We start from the raw sequence: 20,055 nt of genomic DNA, 5'->3' as shown, positions 1-20,055 counted from the left end.
ACAGCGGTATTTTTTAACTTGGCTTACTATAGTGCTATCGAACTTAACTGTCACTTTTCTGCTACATCTAAAATTTATTTGCGAAGTTTCGTAAAATTTAACTATAAAATTTCCATTTATATTTTCTACATTTGGCGCGTCAAGTCATTTTTTTTGCGTTCGACTTGATAAAACTATTTGGATAATGTGGAACGGAGGCGTCCGTTCCACTATTTTATTTCACTCTATAAACCAACACATTACACCGGAAATAGTATTTTTCGTCCCATCGAATGCTTCCTGTTTTATGCGTATTGGACGATCAGCGATCTTGTCAAAATTGCCCCCTTTAAAGTTGATAAATCAAACGGAAAAATGAACTGATCGTCTCTTCCTTCCTTCCTATCGGAAAGCCTACAGCCATACCGATAGCCAATTTATCGTTAATTCCCAGTTTCACCTGCGGCCGAAGCGTTGTCTCCAGACGACCAGAAGCAAGCTGCTGATTAACTTCAATCCCAATAAAATGATCAGTCTGTGGCAATGTATAATGAAAGGAGGTATTGATCTGCCAGTTCATCTGCGCCTTTCCAGATTTATAATGATAAGCAATTTCCGATCCCGTATACAGCAAGGTATGCCAGTTGCTATACCAACTCTTCGCCGCCACAAAAAAGGGATTAAAAGCAGTTCCGCCCTCGACAAAATTAAAAATCTGTGTATAACCTACGGCCAATGTTGTTGCATGCTTCTTGGACACATAAAATGAATACTGTGAGGACAACCTCAATCGTTCGAGTTCATTGCTGGAGGCGATGCCGGCCACTTTGCTCTTTGAATAGGCAAAATCTGTCTCCACTTCCAGCCCCAGTCGATCTATAGGTGCAAACTCGTATTCCATTAGATAACCATATTCATCCAGCCTGCGCATCCGGGTGATATCTGCACCGATATTGAATTCCTTTTCCCCTTTTCTTGCCCCCAGGTCGCGCACAAGATCATTGTACAGGGGTTCGGCATGATGTACCTTATCGGGTATCGTTCGGCTTTCCTGTGCTTGAGCACTCGTTGAAAATGATAAAATCCAGGTCATTAGGAAGACTCCGGAACATTTTATGCGGATGTTGTTGTTTTTCATACAACAAAACTCCGCCCGAATTATGGAAACAATTGGGAATTAGTTTTCCTTCCGACCAATTTTAGCTAAAAGCTCCGGACTGAGCCCATTTTTATTTAACATCAGTGTAATCGTTTTATATTTTACATAGGCTTTGCTGATATACATATAGCCTTTAAAATCATTGGCTTTACCCCAGGAATTTTTAACAAGGTAGTACTCTTTTCCCCTTTGATCCTTGGCCAGTCCAACAATATGCATGGCATGATCGTCCGTGGTCGCATAATTGTCAAAAGCCGCCTGTCTTTCTTCGGCTGTGATCTCTTTCTCCGGCATTGGTTTTACAAACATTTTCTTTTTTTCTTCCTTCGTCATATCGTCAACTGATTTTTCAGGAACATAAGCAATCCCATACTGCCAGGAGAAACTTTTTTCGGACAGGTCCGTCGTCCAGGCAAGCGTATACCCCTGCTGCAATGCATGGTCAATGATATCGGTGAGATCTTGCATAGGTACATTATAAAACTGGTCAAAAGACCAGTTGTCGGGCACCAACAGTACAAAAGGCTTGTAGTAAGGCTGATGCGTTACCGACGCAAAACCAATGTAGTCGTCCGGGTTAATCCCGATCACCTGATCCGCAAAGGTACGCGCGGTATACGTCTTTCCTTTATAGTCGAATTTTTCCGGCAGCTCTCCAAGGTGCGCATCCAGTATGGCTGTATAAGCCCGCTCCCAATTGGGTACCAGGGGCCTATTCTTGACCAATACTTTGAGCATGGCATTTAACATGGGCGTCATCTCCCTGAAATCGTTATAACTGCGGTTGCCCCGCAGACCCGCATAAGCTGATCTGGGCATCGCTCCATATTTGCGGAATACATTCAATACATCATGCAATTGTCCGCCTTCACCCATGGTCAGCCCACCATGCAGCCGCACAAAATTATGCGCCTTATCCAGGTAAGCCTGTCGTGCCGTAAAGACCTGGGAAATCTCAACAGGCTCTTTTCCAATCCGGATCATTTCTGACTCCAGAAACGAATTACCCGTGTAGGACCAGCAGGTATTCGATGCGCCCTGTTGTTTGACCGAAGTGCAGCCCAGGTTGATGATATCCGTAAATACATACTCGGTTTTGATTCTTTTGTATTTATTTTTATTGTATATCTTTCGGCCAAACGTGACCAGCAATGCCCCGATAAGCAATAGAAGGAGAATAATAATAAGCTTTTTATACTTTTTTTTCATAATTTTTATTTAACGTCCGCCACTGATCATTGCTGTAAACCTAGGCCAAAACTGCTTCAATAAACTATATATCACCAAGCCCAATACAATGATTATCGTAGGGCAGGCCAGGTATAGAAACAGTAATAATCCCTCCGCCTGTGGCTTAAGCAGCATAAACAAAAATTTGATCACAAAGACCAAGGGCAAGCGATGGTAGGCATAAATAAAAAAGCTGCTCTCGGCCAGAAATGCATTTGTACGCCAGCTTCCCCTTTCAATGAAATGTGCAGATACCGCCACAACGGCAACTACCCCGATCATAATTCCGGCACAGTATAAGTCAGCCCACCAAGCTAAACCCCGGAAGACAAGTTGCGCCACTACGAGCAGGACATATACTATCAGAGCGATGGATAACAAGGGCCGCATAGCACCGACGAAGTTTTTGTTGTTGATGCTAAAATAAGCGCCCGCTGTGAAGAAAAAGAAAGCGACGGTACTCAATCCCGGTAAATAAAAAAAAGGATTAAAAATCCAGAGCAGTCCCAGCAGGATTACCGCATAGGCCTTCAGCTTTTTAATCAGCACATAAATCAACGGTGATGACAGCACTACAACCATTAAGTCACGAATAAACCAGAATGGCGAGTTGACCGGTAAGGTTTTCCTCAGATGTGGATTCACATGCGAAGTATCCCATAAAGACCAGAGCCAATCCGTTAGACTATAATCAGTTATTAGTTTATTTCTTCCGGAAACTAAAGTTCCCGAAAAAAAGGTCTGTGCAAGCAAAAGAAATACAATGACGGCCAGGTTCCAGAAAATATAAGGGACCAAAAGTGACCGTACACGCTTCTTTAGCTTTTGCAGGTAAATTTCCCAAGAGAACCCGGCTGTTTTATAGAAGAATAAAAAACCAGAGATAAAAAAGAAAAGTGGCACGCAAAGCTCAAAGATCACTTTGGAAAACAAAGAAAAGATGAAGCTGAAAATAGGATAATTCACAAAACTAATCTGTTTTACACCGCCCATGACAATATCCGAAAAATCTGTATGGATAAATACGACCCCTACGATTAAGGGGAAACGCAAAAAATCAATGGTCTTTGACTGGAGATCTTCCGCAGCCGTTTTAAAAAGATAATCTTTATCCATTAGTTAGATTTACTATATTGTTTAGCTGCCCTTAAATTACACATTTCTACCTAAATATCCATCCTGTTGTTTCGCCTTCCCATCAATCAATATGCCGACGTTAGGTAAACCCATTGCTTAAATAAGCGGTTTAGAACAATATTCCATGTACCAAAAGCGTTACATACATAAACTAAACCGAACAAAAGAATGAGACATTATGCAGTAATCTTCACCTAAACTATCAAAACAAATATTAATAAAGGGTTAATACGTCATTCTATTTTTATTGTATACAAAATCAATCAGGTAAAAGCTTCAAATGCACCCAATCATCTCCTATTTTCTTTCCGTTCCCCTGGCCTTATCCCCTTTTATTGTTTCCGCACAGGAAGCTGTACTAAGCGGCACTATTCGTGACGCTACCACTGGAAAGCCACTTCACGGAGCAGTTATTCGTACAGTCAAAGACAGCATCGCCACCAGCTCAGACAGCTATGGACATTACCGCCTACCGCTACCCAAGGGGATATACGACCTTCAGGTTAGTTACCTGGGTTATCAACAGCAGACCGTCCCCATTGAGCTGCGCGAATCCCTTGAACGGAATTTTGAACTAAAGCTCATACCCAAGCGCATCGCCGAAGTGACAGTCTCGGCCAAAGAGCAAGGTCAAAGCATCGATGCCCCGCAGATGAGCAGCAACCAGCTCAATATGAAGGACATTCAGCATCTGCCCGTATTATTTGGCGAAAAAGATATACTCAAAACCATACAGCTTTTACCGGGGGTACAAGGCGGCGGAGAAGGTTCAAGCACCTTTCATGTGCGTGGCGGGGATGGCGGACAAAACTTAGTTCTACTCGACCAGGCTACGGTCTATAACCCCACGCATCTGCTGGGATTTTTTTCGACCTTTAATTCGGATGCGATCAAGGATGTGCAGCTCTACAAGGGTGGAATACCCGCGCAATTTGCCGGACGGATTTCTTCTGTATTGGACATCTCCCTATTGGATGGCAACAAAAAGCAGTTTTCCGGCGAAGGTGGGTTGGGGGGCATTGCTTCACGGCTAAAACTGGAGGGACCGATTGAACAAGATAAAAGCTCTTTTCTATTCAGCGCACGGCGTTCCTATGCGGATTCCTTTTTAAAACTGGCGAAAAGTAAAGACATGGATCAAAATAGGCTGTATTTTTATGATCTCAATGCCAAACTCAGTTTCAACCTGGGCAAGAAAAGCACATTGTACCTATCGGGCTATCGGGGCAAGGACAAATTAAAGTACGGTGATCTTTTTAACGTTGCCTGGGGCAATACCACGGCCACGGCACGACTGAGCCACCGGTTTAATGATAAAATGTCCAGCAGTAGTTCCCTTGTTTACAGCGGGTTCAATTATGCGGCCGGTGTCTCTAGTGAACAGATCGATTTTCAGGTCGCCTCCAATATCCGGAACCTACAGGCCAAACAGGATTTTTCCTACCATGCCAATGCCAATCATACCCTTCGGCTCGGTGTAGGCGTATTGGGCCAGTCCATCCGGCCAGCCAATCTTTCTGCCGGAAAAAATCAGTCCGTCAACCCGACAGCCGTTGAAAGCCAACGCGGAGTTGATCTCGGCGGTTATATTTCCCATGAATGGAAACCTACAGCTGATCTGTCCATACAGTATGGCATCCATGTCCATGATTTTATGGTGCTGGGCAAGCGCAGCTTTTATCAATTTGACAAAAATGGGAAGCCCGTTTCCGAAAAACGCGATAACAGCCGGATTGCCAAACATTACATCAATCTAGAACCACGCCTGTCCGCCAGTCTGCTACTGGATGAACACAGCAGCTTAAAAGTTTCGTACAACCGCATCACCCAGAACCTGCATCAACTGAGCAATAGCAGTGCTAGCCTGCCGACGGACCAGTATGTACTCAGTAGTCTCCTTATCAAGCCACAACGTGTGGACCAGGCTGTTGTAGGTTACTTTCGTAGCTTTTCAGCCAGGCAATATGACTTCTCGGTCGAGGCCTATTATAAACGTCTGGGCAATCAGATTGATGTACGCAATGGCGCCAGTTTGCAGGCAAATGCTTACTTTGAAGGGGAGCTGGTTTTTGGGGTAGGCAGAGCCTATGGCCTGGAAGCCTACCTGCGCAAAAACAGTGGACGTCTTAAGGGCTGGATTAGCTATACCCTATCCAAAAGCCGGCGTCAATTTAATGGCATCAATAACGGAAACTGGTTCAATGCACGCCAGGATCGTACACATGATCTCGCTATCGTGGCGAATTATTCCCTTTCAAACAGTTGGACAGTCAGCGGAACATTTGTCTTCAATACCGGAAATGCCGTTACCTTCCCGAGCGGGAAATATCTCATCAATGGCAAATCCATGTTTTACTATACAGAACGGAATGGCTATCGAATGCCTGACTATCATCGTTTGGATTTATCCGCGACCTATGACCCAAAGAAGAATAAACGCTTTCATTCCAGCTGGACAATCGGAATATATAATGTCTATAACCGTAAAAATGCCTATAGCATTGACTTCCGCGAAAACAAGGCCAATCCAAACCAGACAGAAGCCTATAAGATTGTGCTCTTCGGAATTATTCCATCGGTCACCTGGAACTTTAAATTTTAATTCTTATGAATGCCAGACTACCTTTCATCTTATCCAGTCTATTGCTGCTGATATCGTCCTGTGAGGAAAAAATAGATCTTGATCTCCATCAAGCTGCAGCCCGCGTAGTCATCGACGCCCAGCTAACGGATGCCAGTCCCGTTCAGCGCATACGTATCTCACATTCCGTGGGATTTGACGATGCGGTCAATACTTCGGGCATCAAAGGGGCAACAGTAATCGTCAGAGACAACCAAAATTGGAGCTATTCCTTTCAATATGAAAAAGACGGCTACTATATCCACCGTAATTTTATGCCTACCGCAGGCCGAGTCTATACCTTATCGGTCAATGTAAATAAGGTCCAATATTTAGCGAGCTGTCAGATGCCGTCTTATGTTGCTGTTGACAGCACAGCTATTTCCCAAAAAAGTATTGCCGGGAAAAGCTACTTTTTTGCAACGCTGACCTTTAAAGATCCTGCCCGCGTTTCCAACTATTACATCTATCTATTAGCTATCAATGGCGGACCGTTTCGTTTTGCCAGTGCACAGTCTGACCAGTTCAATGACGGGCTGAAGGTGACACATTACATCACTGATCTCGAAACAGATCTGTCCCCCGGAGATCATGTCAGCGTTCGCCGCTATTGTGTGGATCAGAAAACCTATCAATACTGGAACGAATATCAAAGCAATACGATGAGTAATGCACCCGGCAATCCCAGATCCAATATATCCAACAATGCGCTGGGTTATTTCTCGGTAGCCCCATCAAAAGAGTATAAATTACAGATCGGAAAATAATCGCTAGCTACGGTTATCACTTTCCTCCTGGCGGCCTTCGCTGATAAGTTCGTCCACTTCCGCTAGTTCACCCGGGTCAAGATGTTCGATATCTTCGGCCTGCTCTTCTGAGTAACGGTCAATAAAAAACGTACAGCCCATTGGGAAATGGTCCGACCCTACCGAAGGATAGATAAACAGTTTGTCGATAAACACATTGGGGCTATGGAACAGCAAGTCCAAAGGCACCCGGAAAAACCAATAATTTGCGTTGAAAGTAGATAAAATCCCGCGTCCTATCCTAGCGTCAATCAGCTTGCTGGTTTTTTTAAACAGGATAGAAGATCTTGCCCAGGCCACATTATTAAAGTCACCGGTAACCACGACCGGCATTTTATAATCGCGAACCCGTTTTGCCACACTGAGCAGGTCGCCATCACGTTCTTTGGAATTCTCTTCCTCCGTCGGACTAGGCGGCGGCGGATGCACAGCAAAAAAGATAAAACGGTGCCCATCTGCTGTTTCCAATTCGGCTTCGATACTTGGAATATCATCCGCCACAAAATAGTGGATCTGGCTTCGATTGACTTTGAGCTTGGTATAGAAATGCATACCATAGGTATTATCCAACGTCACCTTTACCACATTCGGATACTCCGGTTCCAGTACCCGCAAGGCTTTTTCCCATAGGGCATCACTCTCCATGGTCAGAAAAATCTGCGGTTTTTCCTTTCGGATCAGCTCGATGAAACGCTGGTGCTCCTCATTAAACTGCAATACATTGCAGGAGATAACTTTAATGCTTTCCGAGGCATCTTTACCCTTTTCGTATTTTTCCTTGCGCCAAAATTTCGTGTAACGCACCAGGATAAATATATGATAGGCGATCAATAGCGCTTGTGCGATCTGTATTCCCCAGATCCAGGGCGATCCATCAAGTAGATAAAATCCCCAAGCCAGAGCAGGCACCTGAAAAACCAGCAGCTGCAACTTGATAAATTCGGCCACACGAAAAATCCAGTGCTGACTCCTGAAAAAGGGCAATACGCTTATGATGATCAATAAGCCCGAGAAAACAAGAAAAAAGGTTTGCATATTCATTCCAAAATTACCCCAAAGATATTGCATTCTTTCGCAGGTTCTATAGCGAATTATTATAAGCTATAACCAGCAAGGCGGAAGAACGTTTAATTTATTTTGATAAACGCTTATTCTACCTAAAATAACGGCCATATGAAGGAAGGGGAGCTTAAATGAACAGTAACCTTTAGTATATTTTTTGAAACAGGCTGGACTATTGCACAAGCAGCGCTAAAACGCTATATAATCATTGCTATGATATACTATTAAACAGACAAATTCGTTTTATATAGATGAAACCAAACAAAAAATAAAACTATCCAAGAAAAATTAAACCAAAAACATACATACAAAAACTATGAGCAAGAAAAAAGACAATTCAAGATGGCTGAATGTGGCCATATCCTGGGGAGCAAGTATCGTCATCATCGGGGTACTGTTCAAGATCCTCCATATCGGCGGCAGCACAGCCAACTATATGATCGGGATCGGGCTTGGTGTAGAGGCGCTGCTTTTCTTTCTGATGGGTTTCAATCCCCCGGCACCTGAACCCGACTGGACACGGGTATATCCTGAACTGGACGATAATTTTAATGGCGAATTGCCTGTTCGGGGCAAAGCAGTTGTGGCACAGCCTGCAGGCCCTTCCGCAACAGCAGCGCTTGACAAAATGTTTGCCGACGCCCATATCGAACCGGCAAGTATCGAAAGCCTGGGCCGTGGGCTACGCGATTTCAGTGAAAAAGTATCCGCCATCAATAAACTCTCCGATGTGTCACTGGCAACCGATGAATTTACACACAAACTCCGTACAGCCACCTCAAAATTTGATCACTTAAGCCTTGCTTTTGAAAAAGCGTCGGAAAATCTCGTGGCCATGTCCAACACCTCCGGTGATACGGCAAACTACCACGATCAGGTGAAAAACCTAACGAGCAACCTCGGTCAGCTCAATGCCATGTATGAGCGCGAACTGCGCGACTCGGCATCTCACCTGCAGTCCATGAATAAGTTTTACGAGAACTTAAGCTATACCATGCAAAACTTCAACGAATCACTGGATGACTCCAAAGCATTTAAAGAAGAAGTGGGCAAACTGGCGAAAAATCTAAATGCATTAAATGCCATTTACGGCAATATGCTGAGTGCCATGAATCAGCCACGTGTATAATTTACCCTTGTATTACTTAAAACAGAGAAAATGGCATTAGGAAGAGAAACGCCAAGACAGCGGATGATCGGCATCCTCTATCTGGTACTGCTGGCTTTATTGGCACTCAATGTACCGGATTCCATCCTGGACGCATTCAAAAATATCAACAATAGTCTCGAGACATCCAAATCAAACGTCAATACAGCTGTACAACAGCTGTTCACAGCATTTGAAAACACCAAATTAAAAGAAGAGCCGGCACGTGCCAAACCAATCTACGATAAGGCGAAAAAGGCACAGGCCATTATTGGCGAACTGGATAAATATATTGTATCCCTGAAAGAAGAATTCGTCAAACAGGGCGGCGGCTATGACGAGGAGAAGGGAGATCTCGTTAAACGGGAAAATGAAGACATCTCCCCCAACTTGATGATCAATGCCAAAAAAGGAACGCTGCTGAAAGACAAAATCAATGACACCCGTAGCAAACTATTGGCATTACTGACTCCCGAAGAGCAGAAACTAGTATCTTTTTCATTGGAAGCTAAAAATCCGGAGAAATCGGTGAACGGGAAAAAGACCTGGGAGGAAATCAATTTCGGCAGCGGCACTCCATTGACCGCAGCGATGACCATTCTGACGAAGATCCAGACCGATGCACAAAATGCCGAGTCTGATGTTGTCAAGATTATCCTGGGCAAAATGGATCAGGCGGTCGTCAATCTGGACAAATTTGCCGCGGTAGCTGTTGCACCTACCTCCTACCTGGTACAGGGGCAGCCCTACAAAGCTGAAGTCTTTTTAACGGCATCCGATTCAAAATCCCAGCCAGCCATTTCGGTCAACGGCTCCGCGCTACAAATCGTAGATGGCAAAGGGGTATATAGCGTACCGACCAGTCGGGAGGGTATTTTTAGCTGGACCGGCGTGATCCGGGTCAAACAGACAGACGGCACCTTTAAGGAATACCGGACGCCACAGCAGACCTACCAGGTCGCACGGCCTTCGGCGGTGGTCTCGCCAGATAAGATGAATGTACTGTATATCGGAGTCAACAATCCCATCTCCGTTTCTGCTCCGGGAACGCCTACGGATAAAATCAGGGTGAGCATGAGCGGTGGAAGCATATCCAGTGCCGGTGGCGGAAAATATAATGTGCGTGTCAGTTCACCAGGTACAGCCCGAATTTCCGTCTCGGCCGAAGTCGCACCGGGCAAAACACAGACCTTGAGTTCGACCGAATTCCGTGTCAAAAGAATCCCTGATCCAATTGCCAAATTTGCCGGCAAAACCGGCGGATCCATGGCCACTGTAGCGCTAAAGGCACAGAATGCTTTATTTGCCAAACTGGACAATTTTGACTTTGACGCCTCTTTCAAGGTGACCAAGTTTACAATGATTTTGGCCAAGCCACGTGCCGACGCCATCGTGCTGTCCACTTCGGGCGGACAGCTGAGCTCCAGCATGTCATCGGCCTTAAATGGCATCGTTCCGGGCACCCGGGTTATTTTCGACAATATCGTTGCCGTAGGGCCGGATGGAACAGCAAGACAGCTGAATGCTGTCGCGTTAACAGCAAATTAGAAAAATCACCCCTACTATATATACATTCGGCCTGCACTTTGATTAGCGCAGGCCTTTTTTTGCCAAAAATCGCTCCTATCGACAAGATTATTCATTACCCTCCCCGCCGAAATGCGTTTTAGATGATATCGTACTAAAGATGCCTCGACATCGATAAAAACATGTGCATTAAAGCGAGAAGAAAAAGAAAAAGCCATTCCTTAATGGGAATGGCTCAAAAGAATATACTAAATGCTACTGTTATTTACGTTGACAGTCGGCTGTCCAGATCTTGTCATCTTTGGTATAACCGATGGTTAATTTACCCGCATCAATGCGGATCACGCCTGTACCGGCCGAGCCAATATTAATCAAGACATTGTCTTTCTCTTCGAAGTCAACGCCATTAAGATTGGGAATACTATTGCCAAAAGCAAAGTTATAAGTATTGCCTGTTTTCGTTACGGTAACCGTACCGTCAGCAGAAGGTACATCCTTACTGTCATCTTTTAGGTCGTTAAATGCGATTTTCCCTTCGTATTTACCGATAAAAAGATTGTTGTCTGCAGGATCATCATCTTTGCTACATGAAGTAAAACCAATTACGGTTGCCAAAATAAGCATGCCTAAACCCAATGTTTGAATAAATTTTCTCATAGTTTGTGTGTATATGTTAATCTAAATTTTATTAAAATCAAGAGTCAAAATCCAAACTTTATGCCATTCCAACATAGCGCAGATAAGACCCGTATCCAGCAAGCTATAAAAAGTATAAATACATATCCAACGTATAAATACCAATTTTCCTTCAAAAAGGGCACCTAAAGTAGATGCCCAGCGTTCACTTTCGCTTGCATATCCTGTTCAGGGCTCTACTCAGCAAGAAGCTAACAAGTGTACCCATCAATGCTGTTAACGCCCCATTGAGCAGGTCGCCTACTGAAAAAGATGCCCAGATGCCACAGAGTGTACCCCCGATCGCTGAGAAGCATTAACAAACCAATGAAGGGCTTAAGTAATTTTGCTGAGTTAATTTTTGGCGTAAAATCTATCCATAAAAAAAGGGAAGCAAACTGCATCCCTTTTTTATTACCGAGAAATTCATCATTTATTGAACAGAAAAACAAGCTATTATTGTGTTGCTATTGTTTAATGCATTAGGGTTAGACACAAGAATCCCGTATTCACCGTGCTCCATACTGTTTATGTTCAATTTATAGGAACTGTCTTTAAATTTTTTTGCTTGGTAGGCGACGAAATCTTCGTTACCGGTTGATCCCCCTGAAAATGTCCCGACCTCAGCTATCTGAAATTTACGTTCTTTTTTAGTGGTTTCAAACTTAACAACGCTCACAATCGAAAGTGGATCAGACTTATTATCAAAACTCTTAACGATAAAAGTCACAGGTTCATTCGAGGGAACTACTACCGGAGAAGTTGCACCTTTGATGACCATTTTAGATTTGACTTTACCTATACCGATAATGTACATGGAAGCATTCGCTTTACTTTTGATTTGCACACTTTGCTTTTCAAGCGGAAGAGATATTCCATCGTTTTTTACATATACAGCCTCCCCTATATATTCAGGTTCGTCGATATGGTCAAGATTTTGCTGGCTGAACCCTTGCAGGGCGAATGTCAATAGGCTAATAATTAAAATAATTCTTTTCATTTCATAATTAATAAGTTGCGCAAATATAGGAAAAGAAAATATATCCATCCAAATGTTAATGAAGTCTTTGGATAGTTAGCTGATAAACGAAAAAAGCAGAAACATCTTTAAGAGAACGCCTGTTCGGCTTGAAATGCAAATGATCTATACACTTGCCGCCAATATTTTGTTAGCTTCGGCAAAATCCACAATGATCCGTAAATATTTTAGCACATGGAACACGTTTATTATTGCTGGTTTATTATTGCTGGCAAAAAAGCATTAGTAAGCTCCGTCGATTCCAACTGTATCTAAGTCCGATATAATTTCGATAAGCAGATTTATTTGTTCATTCAAAAGGAATGAGCAATCAATTTAACGCCTTTGATGTCTAAGAGTTTTTCTAACCAAATACTTAAATAATTTACAAACTTTAGCTAATTAAATGTAAGCTAAGTTGATTTTTTTATATATTTGATATCAATATGCAAATCTTTCTGTTTCAAACAGTATTATGACCAATAAACAACAGTTGAGAAAGCAATATCAGGGCGAAAAAAATAATAAAGAGCGGACCATGGGCAAGCTAATTGCTGCCGTTGGTGAAGTTCTCAAAGAAAAAGGTTACCCTGGACTAACCATCGCTAATATTTCAAAAAAGGCAGGTGTTGACCGTAAGCTTATTGGTTTATACTTTGGCACATTGGACAACCTGGTAGAAACATACATCAGAGGCAAAGACTATTGGCTTTCTGCAACTGTGAACGCCGTCGAATTTTTTGGGAATGCGCCCGAGGTGGGATCAAGAGGTTTTTTGGAATCGTTATTACTAAATCAATTTGAAGATTTTCTGACCAATACCGAAATGCAAAAGATATTAGCCTGGCAGATCTGCGAAGAGTCGGTCCTTATGTCGGAGATTTCTCAGGAACGGGAAAAGATGAGCGCACTGTTTTTCGCTTTTGCGGACAAGGAACTTCAAGGTAAGGATCTTGACCTGCGGGCAGTCGTCACAATTCTCGTTGCCGGTATTTACTATCTCGTTCTTCATTCGGTACATACAAAAAGCACCGTCTGTGAGATTGATATCTCCACTCCAGAAGGGTTAAATAGGATAAAAGATTCCATTAAGAATATTTTGGGCTGGGCTTATAACTCCGTGGAGGAACCCGCCAAATAAGCAGATTTTTAATTACAGCAGTCAATATAGGCATAAATCTAAGATATCTATGCCCCCAATAATTCCAAGTTTCCGAAAATCTCTTGAATTCTACTCATTTTCAGCAGTATCTTCGATAATGAATTCCCCTGCTGGACGATCCTCCAAACGGGCAACGACCTTAAAGGCACGATAGATCTGATCTACCGAATGGTTGTGCTCCTTCAACGTTTCAAAAAATACTTCGTTGAGTGTCTTGACCATCTTCTCAATCTGATCATAGGACTGAAGTACAGTTATTGTAAATCTTATTCCGGAATGATTTTGGGATACAGCGGGAAATACCCCGATGTTCAGCAAAAATCCACGCTTGATCATTTTTTCCATAATACTATAAGCCAGCTCAGCTCTTGATGTACCGACGAAGAATATACCCGAATCAAAATTCGATATTAAGGGCAATGAAGTTTCTTTAAATAAGGAATTGGCATATTTTATTCTATTCGCTAATTCGGTTTGAAGCACAGCGATTTCGTCCGTTAGATGAATCTTTGCAGAAGCTACTGCGGCACCCAAGGTAGCAGGTTGGAGCGGTCCGGAGGAGTTGAATGGTGCACCACAGGCACGCACCTGTCGCGCTATTTCCTGATTCGGAAAAACCAAAATTCCGCCCCCTGTCGCAAAAGCTTTGGCCATTGATGAAGCAACGATCATCCTTTCGTGTATCGTATGGTTGCTGAGGATGTATCCTCTTCCATTTTTTCCCAATATACTCATACTATGTGCATCGTCTATATACGTATGGAATGAAGGATAGGCTGCCAACATATTAAAAATCTCATCGGCGGGACAGCGATCTCCGAACATGGAGTAAATACCATCAGCAAAATACCAAACCCTGTTATGGCTTTTCTGGAGTATTTCGATACGTTCCTTCAATAAATCCAAACGATTATGACGAAGGACTTCAAAGTGAACTGGCCAATTTGCCCGGAATACATTGATGCCACTCAGGACCGAATTGTGGAGTTGCTGATCAGCGATCACGGCATCTCCAGAATCCAAAATCACCGGTATGGCGGACAAATGCGCGAGCGTGGTCGTTGGAGCTACAATCGTAGGAGCTTCAAAAATTTTGCTCATCAACTCTTCCAGTTCGCGGTATAAATCGATGGAAACATATGCCCTTGATTCTGAAAATTGCACACCATATTTTTCTACGGCAGCTATTGCAGCATGTTTTAAACGGATATCATGCTCCAGTCCAAGATAGCTACAAGAGGTAAAATTCACTAATTCTGCGTTATTAATACGAATGAGATTGTCGGTTGTTAGTTGGCCTTGTTGCGTTAAATGGAGTATGCCTCTTTTGACCCCCTCAGAAATACTCTGATCAACAGCTTTCATAAAATTATCGTGGTTCATGCCTTTGGTTTTTTATTAAAGTTATGGCTTTCCTGCTAAAATTGGCCATCTTTCCCTTTTTTTGATCTTAAATCTTTCGCTTTAAGCACAAAATTTGTCAATTCAAAAAAAGAAAAATATCAGATCATGAATAGCTTTGAGCTATTTTAAGAAGAGACAGTTTGATCTTAGCCTTGCACGGGTTTATTCGGCACAATGAAAGCTAGTCCATAATCTATTTAGCTTTGTCCAAACAGGGGCCGTTCGATCCTTTGATGAAAACTGATGAAAAATAATTGTATGGTCTGTTCCGGTACACTTTCTTAAATGAACTTTCGCATACAGGACTATTGGCTTTTTCCCCATGTAATCTACCATTTGTATTGTACCGACAAAGGTAGATTCATCCTCTCCTTCCGATTTAGATAATTTTTTGAATTGTGCTCTGGTTTTCTTTATCAGTTCCTTTGGTAGAGCACGCTTTTCGATGTTCCGATTGACAAGTCCATCGAAGTACATAGAGAGGTTATTTTCAATTGTGTTCGCATCAAGCCTTTGCTGCCCCTCGATATACCACAAAAAAGCATACGACCAATATTCACCGTTCTCATGTTCACTCCATCCTGTTGTAAAGCGAACGTCCTCCACGCCTTTATACGGAATTTGGGGAGCAAAGTCTATGGGTATCGGAAAGCGCTCTATTCGCCAGCCATCAAGACTAAGATTATAGGGTGGCTCCCACGCGACGGGATCGAATTTTTCCTGTGCTTTTAAATCAATAGCCAAAACACAAATGAACAAGAAGAAAATCCTTATCATAACCGACTCATTTATTGTGGATAATCTAAGATAAAAATAAATTTTCTAAAATTTGAAAAGTCAGTTTTCGGTACTTTCTTTTTACCGCTAACTTAGCACTGTTTTCCTTTATTAAAAGGGATCTTCTCCCATACTTTTGATGTAGATATTTAAAAACAAAAAAATATGGAAAATCAATTTTTAATTAAAAACAGTATTGCAGATTTACGAAACATGTCTGCAAGTGAAATCGATTCCCTCAAGGGAACATTCCCGACATATCAGGGCGTTAAGCTATTAGGGTATTATACAAAAGGTGATATTCCCAATGCTGTAAATTACTACCTGACCAACTCGTCGGACAATGATAATGGTGGAAATGTCATCGTTGTGGGAGATATAAAGCTACAGTATGCACTACCTCCATCCTTGGATGTGAGATATTTCGGGGCTAAAGGAGACGGAAATACGGATGATACAGACGCTATACAGCGGGCAATAAATACCAAGGCAACGTCAATATTGTTTCCGACACCCCAAACTGCTTATAGGGTAAGCACGATATACCCACTAACTGGTCAGACTTTAAAGGGCGATGGCCAACCTAGTAAGCAATGCATTATGGGCAATGGAGTAGATACCACGATTATTATTGGAAGTGAGAATTTTGCTCTAGATAGAATTATGCGAATTACGATCCAAGAACTTCGCATCTCTAATGATGGAAACGATGCAATATACGTTAGAAACTGCCCAAATGTTAAAATTTTAAATTCCTATATTTCCAGCGTTGGCGGCATCGCCATAAAACTTTTTTATTCTTGGAGAATCAATATTTCCAACAACTGGATCAATTCATCGGGGACAAATACTTGGGGAGTCTATGGCATGAATAATATTAATGGACTAATTTGCAATGGCAATACAATAACTGGAGGAAGCAGCGGAGGAGCAATCTGTATAGGTAACTCACAAAATGTCGCCGTAAAGCACAATATCATAGAAACTTCACTAAAAGGAATCTATATCGGTTCAGGAGACTTCGATCCTTCAGGAATAGGTCAGTTTGATCCAAATGACGGCGGAGTCAACGGGCTTGAAATAGACAATAATTATATAGAAAACTGTCTTCGACCTCTTGCTATCGGTGTCCGTTTCTTTGTTGGCCCTGGAAGCGTATCCAACAATTTTATTGCCACGGGTTTTGCTAAAGGCGTCAATGGGGGAACCTATACTGTAGACCAATTTAAAGAAAAAGCTATTTTACAACTGGGAAGAAACCGTGGTATAAAATTTTCCAATAATTCTTTCTCTTGCAGATGGTCTAGTGTACTTGACTTCAATACCGAATATATCAACCAAGAAAACGCGATTCCTTTTATGTATGACTGTAGCTTTGGTGATAATAATATCGGTGGGCGTGAAGCAGATATTCCATTATATAAATTTACAGGAAAATATGCAAGTTCTACCTATAACCACTATAAGAGGCTAGTCGGCGGCAGAAATTATTTTGGTTTTTTTGTTCGCGACAAAAAAGGATGTTTATCCTCTTATGACAATAGAGAATACATTAGTCCTTTGATCTTTGCAAATACGGGCTTGAGCATCCGAGCTTGGATAGATCAGCATATTCTTGAATTAGGTGGTAGTATAATTTCAGTGGATTTGATTGACGTCCAAGGAAATGTGGATGGCGCCAAATTATATATTGGTAGCTCTGGCGATAACGGTTCAGCTCTTTCCAATTATGATGTCGGTTCCATCCCTAAAATCTATGGAGCAGCACAAATTCCCGATATTAACGGGGGAAGTAGAATTTATACTGATCTTGTTAATACTATTAAGGTGATCCCATCAACATCAGAAACATCTAATGGCTCTTTTCGTGTGAAAATTACATATCGAGCAACTTAAACAAGTAAAAATATAAATCATATTAACGATAGACTGGTACCCATTCTCTTCATCATTTTCCGATCAGAGCAGTCTACTGAATGTATGGTAACAAAATCAAAGCTGTTCCGAAATTGGACCGGCTTTGATGTTGATGTATATTTATAATATTTAACTGTCCAAAGTTTCAAAAACAGAATTCTGGGAGCGATATTCGGGCACGATATCCTTAATCAACTGGACCAAGCGCATTTTATCTGCATTTGGATCAGCAGTCTTTGCGAGTGCGCATAATTGCTCTACACGCGCTTTCTGCAATTCCAAATCCGGGGTATTTACCCTCGCAATCATAATCTTTTCATGATAGGTCTTTTCGGTATTCTCCCCATTAGCCAACAGCTCCTCATAGATTTTTTCACCGGGACGGAGACCTACAATTTTAATATCAATATCTTCTGGATAATTATAGCCTTTGAGCCGGATCATTTGCTTGGCCAGATCCATAATCTTAACAGGTTCTCCCATGTCAAAGACAAAGATTTCCCCGCCTTTTCCCATGACAGCCGCCTCCTGCACCAATTGACAGGCCTCGGGTATCGTCATAAAATATCGGGTTATATTTGGATCTGTAATGGTTAACGGTCCTCCCTTGAGCATCTGCTTTTCAAATAAGGGGATCACCGACCCATTGGAGCCCAATACATTGCCAAAGCGGGTCACAATAAAATTCGTCTTTGAGCTTATATTGACCGTTGAAACCGCAATTTCGGCCACACGCTTGGTCGCGCCCATGACATTCGTCGGGTTGACCGCTTTATCAGTGGACACCATCACGAATTTGGAAACATTGTATTTATCGGCCAATAATGCCACGTTATAAGAGCCCCATACATTTGTAAGGATAGACTCATAGGGGTTGGCTTCCATTAGTGGCACATGCTTATAAGCTGCCGCATGGAAAACATAGGTCGGTCTATAAAATTGGAACAAGGTTTCCATAAAAGCCTCATCCCGAACATTCCCCACAATAAAGGTACAACGCGAGAAATGATTGCTGTTACTCAGTTCCTGTTGAATATCATATAAAGCAGATTCAGCCTGATCAAGCACGATAAGCTGTTTCAAATCGGTATACGCAAGCTGCCGCACCAATTCGCCACCGATAGAACCGGCTCCTCCTGTTACCAGTACAATCTGGTCTTTCATCTCGGAAGCTATGGAAGGATTATCCAGATCAATGGCTTTACGCCCTAATAGATCTTCGATACGTAGACTTCGGATCTGCCTTGTCGCAACCTCTCCCGCCAATAGACGGGCTGTATCCGGAATAATTTTAACAATCAAAGGAATGGGTTCTGCAAGTTTAAACACCGTGTTCAATCGTTCCGGTTTTCGGTCATCCACGGCGATAATAATTTCGGAAGCATTTCCATGGCGTTGTACAAATTCTTTGTTCAGTGTATTAATGTCATGGATTTTAAATCCCTGGATACGATTACCGATCCGGTGCGGGTTGTCATCCATAATGGCTACAATACGATATTTATTCCGCGAAGTGGTATGGATAAAGTGAAAGGTGGTATTGCCCATATTACCGGCACCAAAAAGAATCACAGGAATACGGTTATCTTTACCCCACATCAGCTCATGGTACAATGCGCGATACAGCACCCTGCTGAAGGTCATGCCGAAACCGGCAATTAATGCATGAAAAAGTAGCTGTGTATCCGAAAATGGAAGCATATCCTCATAGGATGGGTACAGCCATTCAATTACTCTAGCGATCAGGACCGTGGAAAAATAGGCTAATCCGATCGCCAGGACGATGCGTTGCAATTCACGGATACCTGTCTTATGGACAACACCTTTAAATGTGCCGAAAATACAGAACCATATTAGATAGACTCCCGAAACAAGCAGTACCTGTCTCGTCATGTCTTCAAACGCTACTCCCCCCCTATGCTTGAAAATAAGCACATAACTGATAAAAAAAGCTATTGCAACGATCATCATGTCCAACAGCAATATGACCCAACGCGGCTTGTTGATGGACAAACCCTCTTTCCATAAATTACTCATTAAAAAACTCTATAAGATATTATATACTTTAATCGCAAAATCTGATTAAAAAGTATCCCTTTTCGTAATTAAATATTTCAAAAATGTCTCATATTGTATAGCAGCATTTATCGTTCCTAAGATAAACATATCAGCCATATTTCCAAACAAGACAGTGTCGGGATACCAATCCTTGCATCACGAAAATAAAATTGCCTATAATATAAAAAATCTTCCAAGTATGGAAGATTTTTTTATATTAAAACATTCACAAGATATGCAGCTTAACTGCTCTTAATACACTCCGACCTGATTATTACACGTTATACCAAGACAATTATATTCCAATTAGCTATAACTAAAGTGGGAATAAATATAGATATCGGATCTGCTATTCCAAAATATCACTAATGATAGTT

General features: G+C 42.2%; 15 protein-coding genes. 6 read left to right on the top strand and 9 right to left on the bottom strand.

Features of this window, described 5'->3' with window-relative positions:
• Positions 1-328 precede the first annotated feature (328 nt).
• From ABDW32_RS13195 to ABDW32_RS13185, 3 genes are read right to left on the bottom strand one after another with little or no spacing between them, the layout of a single operon-like run.
• On the bottom strand, positions 329-1,117 hold the full coding sequence (locus tag ABDW32_RS13195) for an HAEPLYID family protein (protein WP_343563106.1): 789 nt from the start codon (positions 1,115-1,117) through the stop codon (positions 329-331).
• A 39-nt stretch (positions 1,118-1,156) separates the two neighbouring features.
• Positions 1,157-2,347, bottom strand: coding sequence for a C1 family peptidase (locus ABDW32_RS13190; protein ID WP_343563104.1), 1,191 nt, complete (start codon positions 2,345-2,347; stop codon positions 1,157-1,159).
• A 9-nt stretch (positions 2,348-2,356) separates the two neighbouring features.
• Positions 2,357-3,484 (bottom strand): acyltransferase, encoded by a 1,128-nt coding sequence (locus tag ABDW32_RS13185; RefSeq protein ID WP_343563103.1) that lies wholly within the window; start codon positions 3,482-3,484, stop codon positions 2,357-2,359.
• A gap of 301 nt (positions 3,485-3,785) precedes the next feature.
• On the opposite strand from ABDW32_RS13185, the gene ABDW32_RS13180 reads away from it, so the two are divergent.
• Positions 3,786-6,107 carry a TonB-dependent receptor gene (locus ABDW32_RS13180; protein WP_343563101.1) on the top strand — a complete coding sequence of 774 codons (2,322 nt, stop codon included), beginning with the start codon at positions 3,786-3,788 and terminating at the stop codon, positions 6,105-6,107.
• 5 nt (positions 6,108-6,112) lie between these two features.
• Entirely contained in the window at positions 6,113-6,892 is a 780-nt protein-coding gene (locus tag ABDW32_RS13175) for a DUF4249 domain-containing protein (protein ID WP_343563099.1), read from the top strand.
• Positions 6,893-6,895: 3 nt separating this feature from the next.
• Here ABDW32_RS13175 and ABDW32_RS13170 read toward each other — a convergent pair whose 3' ends face one another.
• Positions 6,896-7,999 carry an endonuclease/exonuclease/phosphatase family protein gene (locus tag ABDW32_RS13170; protein ID WP_343563097.1) on the bottom strand — a complete coding sequence of 368 codons (1,104 nt, stop codon included), beginning with the start codon at positions 7,997-7,999 and terminating at the stop codon, positions 6,896-6,898.
• Positions 8,000-8,309: 310 nt separating this feature from the next.
• On the opposite strand from ABDW32_RS13170, the gene gldL reads away from it, so the two are divergent.
• Together gldL and gldM are read left to right on the top strand one after the other, a co-directional pair.
• Positions 8,310-9,122, top strand: a complete 813-nt coding sequence (gene gldL / locus ABDW32_RS13165; RefSeq protein WP_343563095.1) for a gliding motility protein GldL — start codon at positions 8,310-8,312, stop codon at positions 9,120-9,122.
• A 30-nt stretch (positions 9,123-9,152) separates the two neighbouring features.
• Positions 9,153-10,688: a gliding motility protein GldM gene (gene gldM, locus ABDW32_RS13160; RefSeq protein WP_343563093.1), complete on the top strand. Its 1,536-nt coding sequence runs from the start codon at positions 9,153-9,155 to the stop codon at positions 10,686-10,688.
• Positions 10,689-10,928: 240 nt separating this feature from the next.
• Here gldM and ABDW32_RS13155 read toward each other — a convergent pair whose 3' ends face one another.
• Both ABDW32_RS13155 and ABDW32_RS13150 read right to left on the bottom strand, forming a co-directional pair.
• Positions 10,929-11,324, bottom strand: a complete 396-nt coding sequence (locus ABDW32_RS13155; RefSeq protein WP_343563091.1) for a hypothetical protein — start codon at positions 11,322-11,324, stop codon at positions 10,929-10,931.
• Between the two features lie 451 nt (positions 11,325-11,775).
• A complete protein-coding gene (locus tag ABDW32_RS13150) occupies positions 11,776-12,342 on the bottom strand; it encodes a hypothetical protein (RefSeq protein WP_343563089.1) in 567 nt (188 codons plus the stop codon).
• A gap of 493 nt (positions 12,343-12,835) precedes the next feature.
• Between ABDW32_RS13150 and ABDW32_RS13145 the strand changes: the two genes are divergently transcribed.
• Positions 12,836-13,501, top strand: coding sequence for a TetR/AcrR family transcriptional regulator (locus ABDW32_RS13145; protein WP_343563087.1), 666 nt, complete (start codon positions 12,836-12,838; stop codon positions 13,499-13,501).
• 90 nt (positions 13,502-13,591) lie between these two features.
• Here ABDW32_RS13145 and ABDW32_RS13140 read toward each other — a convergent pair whose 3' ends face one another.
• Both ABDW32_RS13140 and ABDW32_RS13135 read right to left on the bottom strand, forming a co-directional pair.
• Positions 13,592-14,905 (bottom strand): aminotransferase class I/II-fold pyridoxal phosphate-dependent enzyme, encoded by a 1,314-nt coding sequence (locus ABDW32_RS13140; RefSeq protein ID WP_343563085.1) that lies wholly within the window; start codon positions 14,903-14,905, stop codon positions 13,592-13,594.
• Positions 14,906-15,088: 183 nt separating this feature from the next.
• On the bottom strand, positions 15,089-15,703 hold the full coding sequence (locus tag ABDW32_RS13135; protein WP_343563082.1) for a hypothetical protein: 615 nt from the start codon (positions 15,701-15,703) through the stop codon (positions 15,089-15,091).
• Positions 15,704-15,868: 165 nt separating this feature from the next.
• On the opposite strand from ABDW32_RS13135, the gene ABDW32_RS13130 reads away from it, so the two are divergent.
• The gene (locus ABDW32_RS13130) at positions 15,869-17,599 is read left to right on the top strand and encodes a glycosyl hydrolase family 28-related protein (RefSeq protein ID WP_343563080.1); all 1,731 of its coding nucleotides are present in this window, start codon (positions 15,869-15,871) and stop codon (positions 17,597-17,599) included.
• A 150-nt stretch (positions 17,600-17,749) separates the two neighbouring features.
• On the opposite strand, the gene ABDW32_RS13125 is transcribed toward ABDW32_RS13130, so the two are convergent.
• Entirely contained in the window at positions 17,750-19,657 is a 1,908-nt protein-coding gene (locus ABDW32_RS13125) for a nucleoside-diphosphate sugar epimerase/dehydratase (protein WP_343563078.1), read from the bottom strand.
• Positions 19,658-20,055 lie beyond the last annotated feature (398 nt).

Origin of the sequence: Sphingobacterium sp. (assembly GCF_039596235.1) — a bacterium.
GTDB lineage: Bacteria > Bacteroidota > Bacteroidia > Sphingobacteriales > Sphingobacteriaceae > Sphingobacterium.
This window is presented reverse-complemented; position numbering and strand designations above follow the sequence as displayed.